This is a genomic window from Ruegeria sp. CDSC081 (assembly GCF_059610485.1).
This window is the reverse complement of the sequence record NZ_JBXWNS010000002.1, coordinates 147,270-164,094: the sequence shown is the minus strand read 5'-3', so window position 1 is coordinate 164,094 and position 16,825 is coordinate 147,270. Positions and strand designations below refer to the sequence as shown.

19 protein-coding genes and 1 tRNA gene are annotated in these 16,825 nt (G+C 53.2%); 15 read left to right on the top strand and 5 right to left on the bottom strand.

Annotated elements, in window-relative coordinates:
* Nucleotides 1-57 precede the first annotated feature (57 nt).
* The 10 genes from AC2FH9_RS03745 to AC2FH9_RS03700 all read left to right on the top strand — a co-directional run bounded on the left by AC2FH9_RS03745 (nucleotide 58) and on the right by AC2FH9_RS03700 (nucleotide 5,480).
* Nucleotides 58-537: a UPF0262 family protein gene (locus AC2FH9_RS03745; RefSeq protein WP_496793044.1), complete on the top strand. Its 480-nt coding sequence runs from the start codon at nucleotides 58-60 to the stop codon at nucleotides 535-537.
* Between the two features lie 3 nt (nucleotides 538-540).
* Nucleotides 541-993, top strand: a complete 453-nt coding sequence (locus tag AC2FH9_RS03740) for an arsenate-mycothiol transferase ArsC (protein WP_142639018.1) — start codon at nucleotides 541-543, stop codon at nucleotides 991-993.
* Between the two features lie 2 nt (nucleotides 994-995).
* Nucleotides 996-1,394: a ketosteroid isomerase-related protein gene (locus AC2FH9_RS03735; protein ID WP_496692238.1), complete on the top strand. Its 399-nt coding sequence runs from the start codon at nucleotides 996-998 to the stop codon at nucleotides 1,392-1,394.
* Nucleotides 1,387-1,986, top strand: a complete 600-nt coding sequence (locus AC2FH9_RS03730; protein WP_496696808.1) for a GNAT family N-acetyltransferase — start codon at nucleotides 1,387-1,389, stop codon at nucleotides 1,984-1,986. Before AC2FH9_RS03735 ends, AC2FH9_RS03730 begins: the two co-directional genes overlap by 8 nt.
* A gap of 367 nt (nucleotides 1,987-2,353) precedes the next feature.
* Nucleotides 2,354-3,229: a carbon-nitrogen hydrolase family protein gene (locus tag AC2FH9_RS03725; protein ID WP_496870859.1), complete on the top strand. Its 876-nt coding sequence runs from the start codon at nucleotides 2,354-2,356 to the stop codon at nucleotides 3,227-3,229.
* Nucleotides 3,230-3,320: 91 nt separating this feature from the next.
* Complete coding sequence (gene infA / locus AC2FH9_RS03720; protein WP_005978431.1) at nucleotides 3,321-3,539, top strand: translation initiation factor IF-1; 219 nt, start codon at nucleotides 3,321-3,323, stop codon at nucleotides 3,537-3,539.
* A 10-nt stretch (nucleotides 3,540-3,549) separates the two neighbouring features.
* The gene (locus AC2FH9_RS03715) at nucleotides 3,550-4,128 is read left to right on the top strand and encodes a Maf family protein (protein ID WP_496870858.1); all 579 of its coding nucleotides are present in this window, start codon (nucleotides 3,550-3,552) and stop codon (nucleotides 4,126-4,128) included.
* Nucleotides 4,125-5,147 (top strand): ribonuclease E/G, encoded by a 1,023-nt coding sequence (locus tag AC2FH9_RS03710; protein WP_496870856.1) that lies wholly within the window; start codon nucleotides 4,125-4,127, stop codon nucleotides 5,145-5,147. Before AC2FH9_RS03715 ends, AC2FH9_RS03710 begins: the two co-directional genes overlap by 4 nt.
* Complete coding sequence (locus AC2FH9_RS03705; protein WP_281995647.1) at nucleotides 5,144-5,326, top strand: DNA gyrase inhibitor YacG; 183 nt, start codon at nucleotides 5,144-5,146, stop codon at nucleotides 5,324-5,326. The genes AC2FH9_RS03710 and AC2FH9_RS03705 overlap by 4 nt, the downstream gene beginning before the upstream one ends.
* Before the next feature lie 79 nt (nucleotides 5,327-5,405).
* Nucleotides 5,406-5,480, top strand: a tRNA-Phe gene (locus tag AC2FH9_RS03700).
* 24 nt (nucleotides 5,481-5,504) lie between these two features.
* Here AC2FH9_RS03700 and AC2FH9_RS03695 read toward each other — a convergent pair.
* Nucleotides 5,505-5,927, bottom strand: coding sequence for a hypothetical protein (locus AC2FH9_RS03695; RefSeq protein WP_496870854.1), 423 nt, complete (start codon nucleotides 5,925-5,927; stop codon nucleotides 5,505-5,507).
* A gap of 242 nt (nucleotides 5,928-6,169) precedes the next feature.
* On the opposite strand from AC2FH9_RS03695, the gene AC2FH9_RS03690 reads away from it, so the two are divergent.
* Nucleotides 6,170-6,349 carry a hypothetical protein gene (locus tag AC2FH9_RS03690; RefSeq protein WP_496870851.1) on the top strand — a complete coding sequence of 60 codons (180 nt, stop codon included), beginning with the start codon at nucleotides 6,170-6,172 and terminating at the stop codon, nucleotides 6,347-6,349.
* Nucleotides 6,350-6,746: 397 nt separating this feature from the next.
* Here the strand turns inward: AC2FH9_RS03690 and AC2FH9_RS03685 are convergent, their stop codons facing one another.
* From AC2FH9_RS03685 to AC2FH9_RS03675, 3 genes are all read right to left on the bottom strand, one after another.
* Nucleotides 6,747-7,088, bottom strand: coding sequence for a hypothetical protein (locus tag AC2FH9_RS03685; RefSeq protein WP_496870849.1), 342 nt, complete (start codon nucleotides 7,086-7,088; stop codon nucleotides 6,747-6,749).
* A gap of 96 nt (nucleotides 7,089-7,184) precedes the next feature.
* The gene (locus AC2FH9_RS03680) at nucleotides 7,185-7,448 is read right to left on the bottom strand and encodes a hypothetical protein (RefSeq protein WP_496870847.1); all 264 of its coding nucleotides are present in this window, start codon (nucleotides 7,446-7,448) and stop codon (nucleotides 7,185-7,187) included.
* 13 nt (nucleotides 7,449-7,461) lie between these two features.
* Entirely contained in the window at nucleotides 7,462-7,707 is a 246-nt protein-coding gene (locus tag AC2FH9_RS03675; RefSeq protein WP_496870845.1) for a hypothetical protein, read from the bottom strand.
* 99 nt (nucleotides 7,708-7,806) lie between these two features.
* Between AC2FH9_RS03675 and AC2FH9_RS03670 the strand changes: the two genes are divergently transcribed.
* The 4 genes from AC2FH9_RS03670 to AC2FH9_RS03655 are packed head-to-tail and all read left to right on the top strand — an operon-like array spanning nucleotide 7,807 to nucleotide 15,778.
* Nucleotides 7,807-8,250: a helix-turn-helix domain-containing protein gene (locus AC2FH9_RS03670; protein WP_496870843.1), complete on the top strand. Its 444-nt coding sequence runs from the start codon at nucleotides 7,807-7,809 to the stop codon at nucleotides 8,248-8,250.
* A 34-nt stretch (nucleotides 8,251-8,284) separates the two neighbouring features.
* Nucleotides 8,285-11,173, top strand: a complete 2,889-nt coding sequence (locus tag AC2FH9_RS03665; protein WP_496870841.1) for an ATP-dependent helicase — start codon at nucleotides 8,285-8,287, stop codon at nucleotides 11,171-11,173.
* Nucleotides 11,174-11,187: 14 nt separating this feature from the next.
* Nucleotides 11,188-13,122 (top strand): site-specific DNA-methyltransferase, encoded by a 1,935-nt coding sequence (locus tag AC2FH9_RS03660; protein WP_496870839.1) that lies wholly within the window; start codon nucleotides 11,188-11,190, stop codon nucleotides 13,120-13,122.
* The gene (locus AC2FH9_RS03655; RefSeq protein WP_496870837.1) at nucleotides 13,115-15,778 is read left to right on the top strand and encodes a TnsA endonuclease N-terminal domain-containing protein; all 2,664 of its coding nucleotides are present in this window, start codon (nucleotides 13,115-13,117) and stop codon (nucleotides 15,776-15,778) included. The genes AC2FH9_RS03660 and AC2FH9_RS03655 overlap by 8 nt, the downstream gene beginning before the upstream one ends.
* Before the next feature lie 91 nt (nucleotides 15,779-15,869).
* Here AC2FH9_RS03655 and AC2FH9_RS03650 read toward each other — a convergent pair whose 3' ends face one another.
* Nucleotides 15,870-16,811, bottom strand: coding sequence for a hypothetical protein (locus AC2FH9_RS03650; protein WP_496870835.1), 942 nt, complete (start codon nucleotides 16,809-16,811; stop codon nucleotides 15,870-15,872).
* Nucleotides 16,812-16,825 lie beyond the last annotated feature (14 nt).

Here is a 16,825-nt window from a genome sequence, read left to right as displayed (position 1 = left end):
TTGCCCATTTATTTCCATTGGGATAAGTCTGTCCCGACCTGAACGGACCAAACGACCATGACCCGAATTTCGCACATCGAACTGGATGATAGAAACTTGCCCCCGCCGACACCCGAGATCGAGCAGGAGCGCAAAGTGGCAATCTATGATCTGCTTGAGGAAAACGCTTTCGCGCTGCCCAAACGCGATGATCGTGTGGTTCCGGAAGGGCCGTATCATGTGCAACTCTCGATCCGTGACAAGCGTTTGGTCTTCGACATTGCCACCGAAGCCGAAGAAAAAGCGGCCGAGTTCCATCTGTCCCTTGGACCATTCAGGCAGGTGGTCAAGGACTACTTCCAGATCTGTGAAAGCTATTTCGACGCCGTAAAGACTTTGCCGCCCAGCCAGATAGAAACCATCGACATGGCCCGGCGCGGTATCCACAACGAAGGCAGTCGGGTGTTGCAGGAACGTCTGGAAGGCAAGGCCGAAGTTGATTCAGACACAGCCCGTCGCCTGTTTACGTTGATCTGCGTATTGCATTTCGGGGGGTGACGGGTGACGTCTCTGCCGCAGTCCATCTTGTTCTGTTGCGACCACAATTCGGTCCGATCTCCGATGGCCGAAGGCATCATGAAGAAGTTTTATGGCACCGGCACCTATGTGCAATCCGCCGGGGTGCACAACGATCTTGAGATCGATGGCTTTTGCATTTCGGTCTGTCATGAAATCGACGTCGAGCTTTCACGTCACCGGTCCCGGTCGTTTGATGAAATGCAGGAATGGGGCGACGACCTCAGCTCGTTCGATCTGATTGTAGCGCTGTCGCCGGCCAGCCAGCGCCGTGCGCTGGATTTGACGCGGGTTTTTCATCTGGATGTCGATTATTGGCCAATAATGGACCCTACCGGGCTGGGCGAAAGCCGCGAGGAAAAGTTACATCACTACCGACAGACCCGCGATCAGATCATTCAGCATCTGAAGGACCGCTGGGGTGAACCAACGGAGTGACCATGAACGAAACCGTCAAAACCTATTTCGAAGCCTTCAACGCCGGGGACGTAACCGGCATGCTGGCCTGTTTGTCCGACGACGTGGCCCATCATGTGAACGAAGGGCAGATACGAGTGGGCAAAGAGAAATTCGCAGCTTTTTGTGACCACATGAACCGCTGCTATCGCGAGAACCTCACCGATATCGTTGTGTTCGCGGCCGAGGGCGGTACCCGTGCCGCCGCTGAATTCATCGTGAACGGCACCTATCTTGAGACGGATGAAGGCCTGCCCAAAGCACACGGGCAGACCTACCGCCTACCAGCCGGATCGTTCTTTGACCTGAAGGATGGCAAGATCACGCGGGTCACCACCTTTTACAACCTGGCCGACTGGACCAAGCAGGTCTCGAATGGCTGAGGTTACAGGCGTTCGCGCCTTGACCGGGGCGGCGCTTGAGGCGGCTCTGGATGACGTCGCTCGCTTGCGGATCGAGGTGTTTCGGGCATGGCCGTATCTTTATGACGGCGATCTGGAATACGAGCGGAAATACCTGCAATCCTACCGTGACAGCGACAGATCCATCGTTGTTGGTGCCTTTGACGGGGATCGTCTGATCGGCGCATCGACCGGCGCCCCGCTAGTCGACCATGCCGCCGATTTCGCGGCGGCCTTCGATGGCTCTGGGCTGGACTTGTCCCAGATCTTCTACTGCGCCGAATCCGTCTTGCTGCCCAACTATCGCGGGCAGAGCGTGGGGCATAGGTTCTTTGACCTGCGCGAAGCCCATGCGCGCAACTTTGGCTTCACCAAATGCGCCTTTTGCGGTGTGCAACGCACGACCGATCACCCGATGCGGCCTGATACCTACCGCCCGCTGGATGCTTTTTGGAGCGCGCGGAAGTATGAGCCGTTGCCCGGCGCTGTTGCGCAGTTTTCGTGGAGGGATATCGGTGAAGAAGGCGAGACGCTGAAGCCGTTGCAGTTTTGGATCAGGGATATCACGGCTTAGATTTTATGGCTGACGTTTGCGCCCAAGAAGGCCGTATTTTACGGCCCAAGCCCTGATTGACCGGCGTTTCCGCCTTTGCTGTCTCGGAGTTGATTTTGATAGCGCTCCACCCGTTCGGTTGAATTCGTACACGTCGATAATCCGTTCGGCGCAACCGCAGGCTTCTCCCATGCCAACCTTTGTGTAATAGAACTTTTCGAAACTTTCCCGGTTTTGCATCGCAACTCTCCTAATCTTATTTAGCCATTTCAGGCTTGAGATGCCAACTCACAATCCCTTGCAGGGCCGGTATATGCGCATATGTTCCTGTACTTTTCAGGGCGCCCTCAACTAGTGTTCGCCAAACCAGCGCAATGAAAGTTACTCCATGAAAGCTGCCACCGCCGCCTATAACCTCGACTGGCTCGAAAACTGGGCGCAGTATGAAGATAAGCTGGCCCGCTGGGTCTCGGATGCGGCAGGGCAGGGGGCAGATCTTCTCGTTTTCCCCGAGTATGGCGCGATGGAATTGTCGACTTTGGACGGGGCCGAAGTGGCGGGTGATCTAGAGCGTTCGATCCGTGCTGTTTCAGATCGGATGGGGGACGTGCAGGCCCTGCATTCGCGTTTGGCTCAAGAGCATGAGATCTACATCCTGGGCGCATCCGCTCCGGTGATTGACGGGTCAGGCCGTCCGGTAAACCGGGCTGTGCTCTACGCTCCGAACGGGACGTTTGACCATCAGGACAAACAGATCATGACCCGCTTTGAACGCGAAGACTGGGATATCGCGCCGGGCGGACCACTAAAATTGTTTGATACCCCACTTGGAAAAATCGGAATCCTGATCTGCTATGACAGTGAATTCCCCTTGCTGGGCAGAGCCCTAAGTGAGGCGGATATAATCCTGGTTCCCTCATGCACCGAGGCGTTGGCAGGGTACTGGCGTGTCCGCATCGGGGCTATGTCGCGTGCGCTGGAAAACCAATGTGTTACGGTCATGGCGTCTCTGGTGGGCAAAAACGAATGGTCCGATGCGGTGGATATGAATACAGGAACGGGTGGTATTTTTGGTCCACCTGACAAGGGTTTTCCCGCGACCGGAGTGTTAGCAGAGGGTGCGCTGAACCAACCTGGCTGGACCTATGCCGACGTCGACCTGACAACGATCGCCAATGTGCGCCGGGATGGCCATGTGTTGAACCGCGCCCATTGGGACGAGCAGTGCGGTCGAGTCGAAACAGTCACAATATCCTCTCTTTAGGTGAATACGCCCTTGAAATAAGCCCCAAATAGGCTCATTTAGGCGCACATCCCCGTAGATTCTGCGGGTGCAACGTAATTATGGAGACAACATGGCCAAGGAAGATACGCTCGAATTTCCCGGTGTCGTGAAGGAACTCCTGCCTAATGCGACGTTTCGGGTCGAGCTGGAAAACGGCCATGAGATCATCGCACATACGGCAGGCAAGATGCGCAAGAACCGCATCCGTGTTCTGGCTGGCGACAAAGTTCAAGTCGAGATGACCCCCTACGATCTGACCAAAGGTCGGATCAACTATCGCTTTAAGTAACGCCCGACACATGGCGTTTATTCTTGGATCGGGCAGCCCAAGGCGGCTGGACCTGCTGGCGCAGCTTGGCGTACAGCCCGACGCGATCCGTGCCCCTGACATTGACGAAACGCCTTTGAAGGGTGAGTTGCCGGTGCCTTATTGCCACCGGATCACACGCGCCAAAGTGCAAGCTGTTCCCGCCGAAAGCGATGATTTCACACTTTGTGCGGACACCACGGTCGCGCTGGGTCGGCGCATCTTGGGAAAGCCTGAAGATGCAGGTCAGGCGGCCGAGTTTCTGCACGCTCTGTCTGGACGGCGGCACCGGGTGATTACCTCGGTTGCGGTTCGGCGCGGCGACCGCATATCGCAACGCGATGTGGTGTCTCAGGTCAAGGTCAAGCGCCTGTCGGATGTTGAGATCAATGCCTATCTGGCAACCGGTGACTGGCAAGGCAAAGCCGGTGCATATGCAATCCAGGGGCCTGCAGGGGCGTTCATCCCATGGATTTCCGGCTCATTTACCGGCATCGTGGGACTACCATTATCCGAGACTGCCGCTTTGCTGCAGGGCATCGGCTATCCTTTGTATCGCGAGGCACTATGAAGGGGCGTACCATCGTTTTAGACCACATCAACAACCGCGAGGCAGCGGCGTTGATGGTGGACGGAAAGCTTGACGATTTCCTGATTGCTTCCGAAGCCCCGGCACCCGGTACCATCTACCGGGCGCGGGCGGATCGCCCGGTCAAGGGGCAGGGTGGGATGTTTCTGGCCACGCCGGACGGCCAGGCCTTTTTGCGACAGGTCAGAGGATTGGCCCCCGGAGAGCTCAAGCTGGTCCAGGTGACCGGTTTTGTCGAACCCGGAAAGGCGCTGCCGGTGACGGATCGCGTGCTGTTTAAAAGCCGCTTTGCGATTGTCACACCGGATGCGCCTGGCCTGAATATCTCGCGCAGTATCCGGGATGAGGATGAACGCGACCGCTTGCTGGAAATTGCACATGAGGCGATGGCGGGCAGCGAACACGGGTTGATCCTGCGGTCCTGCTGTCAGGGCGAGAACGCCGAAGAGATTGCTGAAGATATCGGCGTCATGCTGGCTCATGCCGATGCTGTGATGAACGATCCTGGTACCGAGCCTGAGGTTCTGCTCGCAGGTGATGGGCCGCATGTTTTGGCCTGGCGCGACTGGACCGACCCGGCCGAGGTCGTCACCGAGCCCGGCGCCTTTGAGGCGCATGGTGTCCTGGATGCATTGGATCAGGCGGGCGGAATATCAGAACCATTGGCCGGGGGCGGACACATCTTTATCCAGCCCACCCGCGCCCTGGTGGCCGTAGATGTAAACACGGGTTCAGACACCTCGATGGCCGCCGGAACCAAGGCCAATTTCGCCTGCGCAAAAGCACTGCCACGTGCATTGCGTGTCCGTGGGTTGGGGGGGCAGATCACGCTCGACCTCGCTCCAATGCCCAAGAAAGACCGGCGCGGTTTCGAAGCCGCTTTGCGATCTGCATTCAAGTCTGATCCGATCGAGACGATTCTGGCAGGATGGACCCCGTTGGGTCACTATGAGTTGCAACGCAAACGCGGCCGGATTTCCCTTGCGGAGGTGCTGAAATGAGCTGTCCGATCTGTCACGAACCAACGGTGTCTCAATTCCGTCCTTTTTGTTCGAAACGCTGTGCAGACATTGATTTGGCCAAGTGGCTGAACGGGTCTTACGCGGTTCCTTCGCAGCGTGAAGAAGACGTTGAACAGGATGTTTCTTCAACTGAAACTGAGATGCCGCGCCCACATTGAAAAAATGTAAAAAAGCCTCTGGACACTGCCAGTAGCAAGTCATAGAACGCCTCCACCCAACGGCAAAAGCCGTATCCGTGCCCGGGTAGCTCAGGGGTAGAGCAGTGGATTGAAAATCCTCGTGTCGGTGGTTCGATTCCGCCCCCGGGCACCATTTATCTGAAAATATACTGTAAAATCAGTCGCTTAAGAATTGCGATTGTCCCACTTCACATCGTGACGTTCCAAAGTGGGACAGCCCCTCGTCACCTTCCACGGCTTCGTCAGCCGCAAGCACATTGTAAAGGGCAACGAACTTATCGGGTTCAAACAAGACGCTAACAGCAGCATCTGTTTCGAAAGGACAGAACCCGTAGCCCGCGTTGGCCAAGGCTGTCTCGATGATCATCCGCATTTCCATCATAGCAAAATGGTCTTTGCGATCAGCGGCATCGCTTAGCTTTTGATGAAATTCAGAGCCAAGCAGGGATTCATAAGTCTCCTTCGGCTCAAGGGTTAGTTGATTTTTCGTATCATACATATTGCCGAGTATTTGAAAGATCACGGCTGGAACTTCTGGGGTGTCCTGTTGTTTGCCGAAAGTGGATGCATGTGCGTTCATAATTATCGTTCCTTCCATCTGGATTAGGTTTTGCTCTCATTGCGGGAGCACACCCTTGTTCTAGGTGGACGGTCGAAATGACGCTTCGGGGGAAAAACCAGCCAGTTGCTCTGGTATTAATTCGGCCAACCGACATCGACGCCGAAGTTTGAATTGATGTCATCAAGAAAGGTGGTCATTGAGGATACGTTTCCTAGCCCCATTGTCTGCCAGTTCGCCTAAATACGATGGGAGGATGCAGCATGAGCGGCACACGCAAAACCATCAGGAACATTGACGATGATTTGTATCATCAGGCCAGAGTCATGGCGGTCGAGAATGATATGCCGACTGGAGAGTTCATTAGCCATTGTCTGGCGTTCTTCATCAATGAGGGCGAATTTCTGGATGTGGATCAGTCTGACGTGCAACCTGCGCATTGAACGCGGTCATGTGAACGATGCTTGTGCTGGATGCAAACCGCTTCAACAGTTCATTGGGGTGCGGTTTTTTCATTCGCGGGTCAGGTATGCCAAGCCTGCTAACGGCACGTTGATGTAACCGCGCTGCCAGTTCACGTCTTGCAGTAGCATGATGTGGCCATGTGGCCTCTACGAAGGCTACGGCCATGATCGGGTCCAGCAACGCAACGTAGCGCCGTGTGGCCATTTCCCTGACCTTGTTGGTGTAGACCTCTGGAACATTCACCAAACGGATGCCCCGTTCACGCCTTTTAGCGTTGCGAAGGCAGAGCCGTTCGAAGATGTCCTGTTTTTCAGATGCTGAAATCAGCGGAGAGTCTGGGTGAAAGTGTTGCAAAAATGTGGGCAACAGTCACCGTTATTCGATGGTATAGACGGTCGGGTTACCGTTGGACCCCACGATCACCAGTTGCCCGTCTGTCAGCGCAGCATCCTGACACACTTCGGAGCCGCTGAACCGTGCGGGAAGCGTCAATGTGCGGCACCATTTTCCGTTGTTGATACGCCATGAGCCAGACAATGTATCACCACCAGCCAACACGCCGATCAGTGCGCCGTTGGCACCCGCTGTCAGTCGTGTATCCCCTGAGACAAGTGCCCGCCCCGATACTGCTTGGGTGATGGGGTCTGGTGTTGTGGTAACCTCGGCACAGGCGGTGATTGCTATCAAGGAAGCGAGAGTCGGAATAGTTCTTTTCATATTGGGTCCTTTCGATTGGAAATATTGTTGTCATGGGGCGGTGGTTCTGCGTGAACCAAGCAATGGCATTCACGCCAACTGCTCATCAACATTGTGTCACCACCTGCATGTCGCGGTTTTCACTTCTGACGATCCTTGGACCCGATACCGCACAAACCGTGTGGCCGTTCCATCTGGGTAGCTTCGCCAAATCTCCTCACCAAGGGCTTCCGTCATGTAGACGTGATCTTGGCTTGAGATGCGAAGGCTGTGATCTTCAAGGCAGGAACGTAGGTTGCGTTCCAATCCTTCACCGCTGAGGAGAATGATGCCCGCAACACCTGCTGCGATGACGATACCGACTGTCACCAAATTACTCATATCGGTGTTCTCCTTATTCAATGGATTGTGGGCGCAGCAAGCCATGGCAGGTGCAGTGCCCGTCGGCGTGATGAAGGCCATAGAGGTCGTTGGGCGACACCTGACCACCTGTGGCGTCCCACAGCGCACGTGCGACGCGCTTTGATGGTGCTACCGTTCCGTCCTTAACGCGAAGAATCGTGCTGGCACTCGTTCCGCATTGTTTTGCGAGGTCACTCAGGCTCAGGCGATTGGTTTGAAGATATTGTGTCAATGTCATGCATACCATATTCCATTAAATGGAACGATTCGCAATTATTAAGAGTGTCATTAGATCGTTTTACTTCCCTCCCGTTCCACGTTGTGGAATACCAAAAGGATGAAAAATGCTTCTGCGAAATCATTCGGTGAAATCCTGCAAGACGCCCGTGAATCCAAGGACCTTTCCCTCGGTGAAGGTGCAAAGCTGCTTGGCGTTCCCAAGACCAGCCTTTGGCGTTGGGAGAACAACGAAACCAAGGTTGATGCGCAACGGCTGGTGGACATCGCTGCGGCCTATGGCCTTTCGATCTCCGCGATGTTCGAGGGCCGCATCGTGGTAGCACCGACCCAAACGGACTTCGACCGTCTTGGCATCGTCGTCGAACACATCGAACGGATGATCCAGCACATCGGGCATCGGCCTAAGCCTGAAGCCGTGCGCACGGCGGTGGTGGAGGTCCTACGGCTTGAGACGACGCGGGTGCTTGAAACTACTGGCAGTGCGTTCGATCCCTCACGCTACGATGCCATGGTCGGTGGTATCTTGGGTCAATCTTCATGAGTTTGCGGTGCAATCCTTCAGTTAGGTGGGCTTCATGAAGGTCGCTCCGAATACTCAGCAATCTAAAGTCATTGAAACTACTGATGGACCACTGCTTGTCGTTGCAGGTCCTGGCTCAGGCAAGACATTTTGCCTTGTAGAACGGGTCGCCAACATCCTGCGTTCAGGAAATGTGGCACCCGAACGTGTTCTGATATCGACGTTTACTGAGAAAGCGGCCAAAGAACTTGTGACGAGGATCACCGCGAAGCTTGGTGGCATCCAAAACATCGGCAATCCCTTGGACCTTACAGTGGGGACGCTGCACTCCATCTTTCTGAAAATGTTGGAAGAGTTCAGAGCCTATACACGCATTCAGAAGAATTACACGGTTCTGGATCAATTTGATCAGCAGTATTTCGTCTTCCAGCAGATCGGTGAGTTTCGGGATATTGAAGGCATCGAGGACGCACTTGGGCTGAAGGGACCACAGTCGTCCTGGCGATTTGCGGGAACTTTGACTGCTTGGCTGAACAAGATCAGCGAAGAGGGTATTTCTGGGCAAGACTTGGCAGCCAGTTCACTCCCTGAAATGTCTGCATCGGGAGAAGCCTACCTCACCTATCAAAGGCTGTTGGGTGAGTTCAACTATCTCGACTTCTCTACCATCCAAGTTGAAATGCTGGGCCTACTGAACAACCCCGAAGTTGCCGAAGAAATCCAAGGTCGCTTCGATTATCTGATGATCGATGAATACCAAGACACCAACACAATCCAAGAAAAGATCATCCTGAAGCTGGCAGAGAAGCATCGCAACATCTGCGTCGTCGGCGATGATGACCAAGCGTTGTATCGCTTCCGTGGGGCGTCAATCCGCAACATCCTTGAGTTCCCCAGCCGCTTCAACAATGGCGAATGCCAACAGGTGAAGCTCACCCAGAACTACCGATCTGAACCACCCATCATCGACTTCTACAATCGGTGGATGGAGACGACGGAATGGGATGCAGACGGGACATCGTTCCGCTTTGACAAAACGATTGAAGCCGCAAATCCAAAGCCATCTGCGCATCCGACGGTTTTCAAGGTGTCAGGCGATGATGGTGGGGAAAACTGGGCCGACGACACCATTGCATTCCTGAAGAAACAACGTGCCAGTGGCATCATTAAGGACTGGAACCAAGTCGCCTTTCTGTTTCGATCAGTGCGCAACCATAAGGTCGTTGCATTTGCCAATGATCTGGAAGCCGCAGGCATCCCGATCTACGCACCCCGATCCAACATGTTCTTTGAGCGGGCCGAGATCAAACTGATGATTGGTGCCATCCTGTTCATGTTCCCACAATACGGATCAGTTCGGCAAACACGTGAGGGAATGACGCTTCAGGTATGGACCTACTACGATGAATGCCTTGGTGACTTCATCGCCCACCTGAAGAGCGGCACAGACCCACAGATCACGGCTTGGGCGGCGGGTATGGCCAAAAGCCACCTCGGCCTCACAGACAACACCAACTACGCCTTTTCTGGGTTGTTCTACGACCTTATGCAGTTCCCCACCTTCAGTGGGTTTTTGGATGAAGGCATCGCCCATGCTGGCGTTCGGGATAGTCGCCCCGCACGGAACCTGTCCAAGTTCTCACGCCTGCTCAACAAGTTCGAATACCTCTACAACGTCATCGTCATCCGCCCAGATCGTCTGGAACGTGACCTGTTGATGCTGTTCAACTATTTCATGCGGTTCCTTTGGGATGGCGGCATCGAAGAATACGAAGACGACAGTGAATACGCCCCGTCAGGCTGCGTGTCATTCATGACGATCCATCAGTCCAAGGGCCTTGAGTTCCCGATTGTCATCGTCGGGTCACTCGATGCCGTGCCACGCAAACAATACTCCGACATGGAGGTCATGCTTGAGCAAGAGTTCAGTGGCCGTGAACCGTTCGAACCTTTGGATCGGATCAAGACCTTTGACTTCTGGCGGCTGTTCTACACGGCCTTTTCACGTGCGCAAAACATGTTGGTGCTGACCTGCCAGGAGAACACACCCAAGGGACGTGGGCAGCGTCATGTCCCGTCCGCTTACTTTCGGCCCGTCTACGATGACCTGAAATCTTGGCGTGACCTGACTTTCGATGCCAACACCATCGACCTGGCTGATGTCAAAGAGGTGGACATCAAGCAAAGCTACTCCTTCACATCCGACGTGCTGGTGTTCGAAGGTTGCCCACAGCAATACCGCCTGTTCAAGGACCTCGAATTTTCGCCCGTCAGGACCAACGCGGTCCTTTTCGGCACATTGGTCCACCAAACTATAGAAGACGTTCACAAGGCCGTTCTGCGGGGCGAGGAGAGCAAGGTCACAACCGATCAGATCAACAGTTGGTTCGATCTGAACTACGCCAACCTGACGAAGAAGGAACGGGTGTATCTGGCCGAACCCGTGCTGAGGATCGCAAAGCGGCACGTTACAAGCTATGTGGACCGTGAGAAGGAACACTTCCACCGTCTGCGGGATGCTGAGGTCGAGTTGTCACTGCTGAAGGACGACTACATCCTGACTGGCACAGTTGACCTCGTCCAGGCCGACGACGGGTCCTATGAGATCATCGACTTTAAGTCAGAGAAGAAGCCCGACATCATTGATGAGGCGGATCGGCTTGCACGGTATCGGCGTCAGCTTCAAATCTATGCACATTTGCTGGAAGAGAAGCGAGGCGTTCAGGTCAGTCGAATGACGCTGTATTACACGGGTGAAGAGAACGGAAAGCCGACAATCACCTATCCCAGAGAGACGACGGATGTCGAAGGCACGATTGCCAAGGTCGATGCAGTCATCCACAACATTGTTGAAAAGAATTATGGCATATCAGAGCGGCCAGAACGGCTCTGCAAGAATTGTGACTTTCAGGCGTTCTGTGACATGACGTTTTGTAAGGCTTGAAGGAATTGAATTAGATGGCCAGCAAAGAACAAGAAGCGTTTGAAACATTCGACCTTGATCAACAGCCAATCCGTGGTTTTCCGTCGTTGAGGTGGGCTGGAAAGCGTCCGTTTTCATCAACACAATATTACCCTGCACAAAGGAAAGAGACCTACGGTGACCCTACTGATGGTTGGTGGAATCGTCTCTATTGGGGTGACAATCTCCAAGTTATGTCTCACCTCCTTAGGGATTTTCGCGGAGGAATAGGGTTTGTTTACATTGACCCTCCTTTTGATAGCAAAGCTGACTACAAAAAGAGCGTTGAACTGCGTGGTAAAACCGCCAGTAACAGTCGAAGCACATTTGAAGAAAAGCAATACGGTGATATTTGGCAAAGTGACCAATATCTACAGTTTATGTTTGAACGCCTAACGCTTATCAGGGCGCTTTTATCGAATGATGGCGTGGTTGCACTTCATTGCGACTACCATCAGAGCCATCACCTTCGATGCATTTGTGAGGAGATATTTGGTCCAGAAAATTTCATCAATGAGATAAAATGGAAACGTGCTGGAACGGTGAAGGGAAACACTGGTCAAGGTAGTAAAAACCTCGGTGAAAACGTTGATACGATTTTGTTGTTCGGCGGCGGCGGCCAATACCCGTTCGAGATGCAGTATACAGATTATTCTGAAGACTACATCTCCAACTTCTACAAGTACAAGGAAGCCGATGGCCGCGTTTATCGATTGGTCAGCATGACTGCACCTGGAGCGGACACAAAAGGGAACCCGCAATATGAAGTCATGGGTGTCACGCGGTACTGGCGTTACTCAAAAGACAAGATGGAAAAGCTGATAGAGGATGGCCTTGTTGTGCAAACGAAGCCTGGAAATGTTCCTCAAAAGAAATTGTACTTGGATGACGGAAAAGGAGTACCGATCCAAACGCTATGGACTGATATGGCGGGACTTGCTGCTGTATCGTCGGAACGTGTCGGCTACCCAACACAAAAGCCAGAAGAGCTACTCGAAAGATTGATGCTTTTGTTCACCAAACAGGACACTCTTGTTTTTGACAGTTTTATGGGTTCGGGGACAACTCAAGCCGTAGCAATGAGGCTTGGTCGTCGCTTCATTGGCGCGGATATCAATCTTGGAGCAATTGAAACAACTGTAAAGCGGCTGAACGGCTTGCGTCACCAGATTGAGGCAAGCACAGATGACCTTCTTTCTGATGACAACCAAGAAAAGATCGGCAAGCGGTATACTGGCTTTGAGCTATTTAACGTCAACAATTACGATATCTTCCGCAATCCAATCGAGGCCAAAGAACTCGTAAAGGAGGCTCTTGAACTCCAACCGCTGCCCACCAGCAGTGTGTTCGATGGTCAGCGGGACCAGCACCTCGTCAAGATCATGCCCGTGAACCGAATTGCCACCCGTGCTGACCTCAACGAGGTCATCAACGGGATGGACTTTAAAGCCTATGAGCGGCGTCAGGCCGAAGCCCCCTCAAAGATCGTGGAACGGATCATGCTGGTCTGCATGGGACATGAACCTGACATCGGCCCAGAACTCGTCAAAGCCGCCAAGCCGTTCAACATCGAAGTCGAAGTTGTGGACCTGATCCGTGACAAGGCGAACCTGCACTTCAAACGCCAGTCAGACGCCAAGCTTGTCATCAAAGACGGTCATCTTGAGATTGCAGGCTTCTACCCCCTCAACCTGCTTCAGAAGCTCTCTATGGACACCGATGCGGTCGAGGATTGGCGGCAACTGGTCGAGACGATCAAGGTGGATTGGAACTATGACGGTGCAGTCCTCAGCCCAGAGCTTATCGATGCACCTGACAAGAACGAATTGGTCACTGGCCGCTACAAAATCCCCGATGACGCTTCTACCATTCGTGTGAAGATCACTGATCTTCTGTCCGAGTCATGGGAAGGCGAAATCGAACATGGCTAAGAAGATCAATCAGGACTTCGCGTTCTTCAATGCCCTGTATCACTTTGTGCAGACCAACAAGGGCAAGATCAGGACTAAGTATCGCAAGCTGTCCAAGCACCTGTTGGATTTCAACGATCCCGACCTGCGGGCCGATGCCTACCTGCGCCGCCCCCAGTTCGAAGCCTTCGAGATGTATGTGTTCCTCAAGGAGTTCGGCGAGAACCGTCATGTCCACCAGTTGTTCAAAGAATGGGCCAAAGGCGAAGGCATTTTTGATGGCTTGGTGAAGGCTGATGGGTCCAAGCAGGGTCAGGGTATGCTGCTCGGCTTCGAAGAGATCATCGGTGAGGATCAATACGAGGCGTTGTTTGCAAAGATGAGCGAACGGTCCCGTGACTACCCCAATTACATCTTCGCGCTGACCATGGGCCTTGGGAAAACGATCCTGATGGCTACCTGCATCTTTTACGAGTTCCTGCTGGCCAACAAGTTCGGCAAGGATGACAAGTATTGCCGCAACGCCTTGGTGTTCGCACCTGACAAGACGGTCCTTCAGTCGTTGCGTGAAATCCAGACCTTCGACCTGTCCCAAGTGGTGCCACCAGAATACGCGAACTTCCTACGGACCAACCTGAAGTTCCACTTCCTTGATGACACTGCATCGACCATCGGTGCGCAGGACGGATCGTCGTTCAACATCATCATCTCGAACACTCAGAAAATCATTCTCAAGCGTAAGTCGGCCAAGCCGACCGCAACTGAGCAGCTTTTTGCAGAGAAGAAGGGAACCCTGTCAGAGGTCTATGGCGAACTCTACGACATGTTGGGCGAGGACGCCCCTGAGACCGACGCAGACCTTGCTGTGAATGCGAGGTTCCAACGGATAGCCAGGTTGCCCCGACTGGGCATCTACGTGGACGAGGCGCACCACTCCATGGGACCGTCCCTTGAGAAGGACCTTGGACAGGCCAAGCAAGCCTCAGCCCTGCGCACTACTATTGACGAACTTGCGAAGGCACTGGAACACCGTAAGAGCAGCGTTGTGGGCTGTTACAACTACACGGGCACACCATACGTCAAAGACCGTATCATGCCTGAAGTGGTCTACGCCTACGGCCTAAAAGCGGCAATCGACAACAAATACCTCAAGCAACCAGAGTTCCGCACATATACGGGCAACATCAAGTCGGATGATTTCATCAGGGAAGTCATCACCCACTTCTGGGAAAACCAAGGCCAGACCCGTCACGAAGGGATGTTGCCGAAGCTGGCTTTGTTCGCTTCTACCATCGATGAACTCAAGAACGACCTTCAGCCAGCAATTGAACGGGTGCTGTCAGAGCTAGGCGTTTCCACGGATAAAATCCTGAGAAATGTTGGTGATACCAGCCTGACGACCAATGAGGACATTCGGGAGTTCAATCGCCTCGACACCGAAGATTCCAACAAGCAGTTCATTTTGCTGGTCGGCAAAGGTGGTGAAGGCTGGAACTGTCGGTCTTTGTTCGGCGTCGCCTTGTATCGTAAGCCCAAGTCCCGCATCTTCGTGCTTCAGTCCACGATGCGTTGTTTGCGATCAATCGGTCCAAACCAAGAGACGGGCCACATCTACCTCTCCGCAGAGAACCAGGCGATCTTGGACGATGAGTTGCAGCAGAACTTCCGCGTCACGACCGAAGAGTTAGGGCCGAAGAAGAATGATACGTCCGTGACTGTCGAGGTCACCGCCGTGCCACCGCCCGTGATTATCAAGATGAAACGTCACCGTGAGTTGTATCGAACGGTGAAGAAGGAACAGCCTGACACGCTGACCCTTGATGTGTCCGATGCCGCTATGGAGCAGTTCAAGATCACGCTTCAGACGCGGACCCATCTGAAGGACAAGCCATCCTCTGTGGAAGACATCACTGATCGACAGTCACACAAGACTTACTCGAAGATCACGCTGGTCGGTGAGCTTGCCCGCTACTTCTCAGGCGATCAGATCAGCGCCTTCGATGTCGAAGATGCACTGGCAAGCACGAACGTGCCGTTTGATGACATCCTGACGGTCGTGAACAAGGCCAACGATTTCATCTACGCTGTGCTGGTCCCCCATCTGTTCCATGCCTTCTTCGAAGTCGAAAAATTCCAGAACTCCGTAGAAGAGGAAGTTGAGCTAATCCGTGGTTACAACGATCAATCCAATCGTTTGCCGACCTTCACCTTCAAAGCACAAGAACATCTGATCGCACGGCGTGACTATCCTGAGTTTGATGGGAAACGTTCGAAGTCATTCCACCTCGACACCTACTGCTTCGACAGCAATCCTGAGGTAGACTTCTTCCAAAGAGTTCTGGGGGATGACAGAACGACCAACATCTATTTCACGGGAATGTTGGTGCACGGCCAATCAGGATTCCAAGTGTATTATATCCACCCTGAATCCCACACAGTCTGCAACTACCACCCTGACTTCTTGGTCTATCGAGATGATGGGAAGGCCCACATCATTGAGGTGAAATCCAACTGGAAGAAGGATGATCCAGTCGTCCTTGCCAAGAAAGAAGCTGCGGAGAAATTGGCTGAGGGTAACCAGTTTGAGTATGCACTGGTGACACCTGAACAGTTTGATGGGTTCTTGGGTAAAGATGGATGGGACGCCTATGTTCCAGATGCGCAGTTGAACACTTAGTGCTGGCTCGTGTGCGCTGGTTTACCTAAGCCAACAATATAGTTCAGCTTGGCCCTCTGAGGTTATTCAGTTTCCATCCAAGCGACGGTAGTCACTTCAACGCATCAGCGCGTTTCATAAACTCAAGGACCTGCACATGGCTTGCGTCATCTGCATACAGGAGTTTGTATGCATTCGAGTCTTCTGACCTGAGACGTGCAAATTTACGGACCTGATCAGGAAAGCCTTCATTGCCTTGGTTGATCTGTTCAGGAACGACTTTCATGTAAAAACTTGTAACGAACGAGAGGAAAGCACCCTCATACCTATAGGTGTTGTGGTTCTGTCCTCTTTGTTCTGGTCGTCCGCCATCAACGACTTGGCTGACTTGGGCGGCTAAACCTTTGGTATTTCGGGCTTCAAAAATTTCTGCAAGGGCGTGGACCGAAAAGACCATTGAGTATTTTGATGGCCTGCCAGACTTAACCAAACCGCTTTTGTAGTCAAAGAACCGCTTCAGTTCCAAAACCTCGCGATGTGTCTCGATAAGATATTGTCTTGTTGCGGTCACCTTCGCTGCAAGGCTCTTTGACAACCAGATGTCTGGCGCACTTGGCGCACGATCTTCAGGGTGCCCTTCCGAGGTTTCAGCAACAGCCGCGTCTCTGTCTGGGTCATCAAGATTCTTGACTGCACTTCGCAGTGACCGTTCCAACCCCGACAAAGTGGAGAAAACCCTCTTTGCAGGGACGCTCATATCGACCGTCTTTTGCAGTGCTAGGAACCTGATCAAAACCTCATCGATTTCTTCCTCAATAGCTAGTTCGTCGTCGCGACCTATCGGCTCATCACTCAGGTGTTGCAGCATATCGCCATAGGCTTTGACTGGCTTTTCGGCTCGATGCCGATGCCTAATATTCGGCTCAATTTCCTTCAGCCTGATGCGGTCGCAAACTACCGAAAACTGTTCGGGAACGTTTCGTGCAAGATGCTTTTCCTCATACAGGTCCACGTCCTGATCGATGGCATTACCCAGCCGATTGACTTCAAACATATCTGGCTGATCTG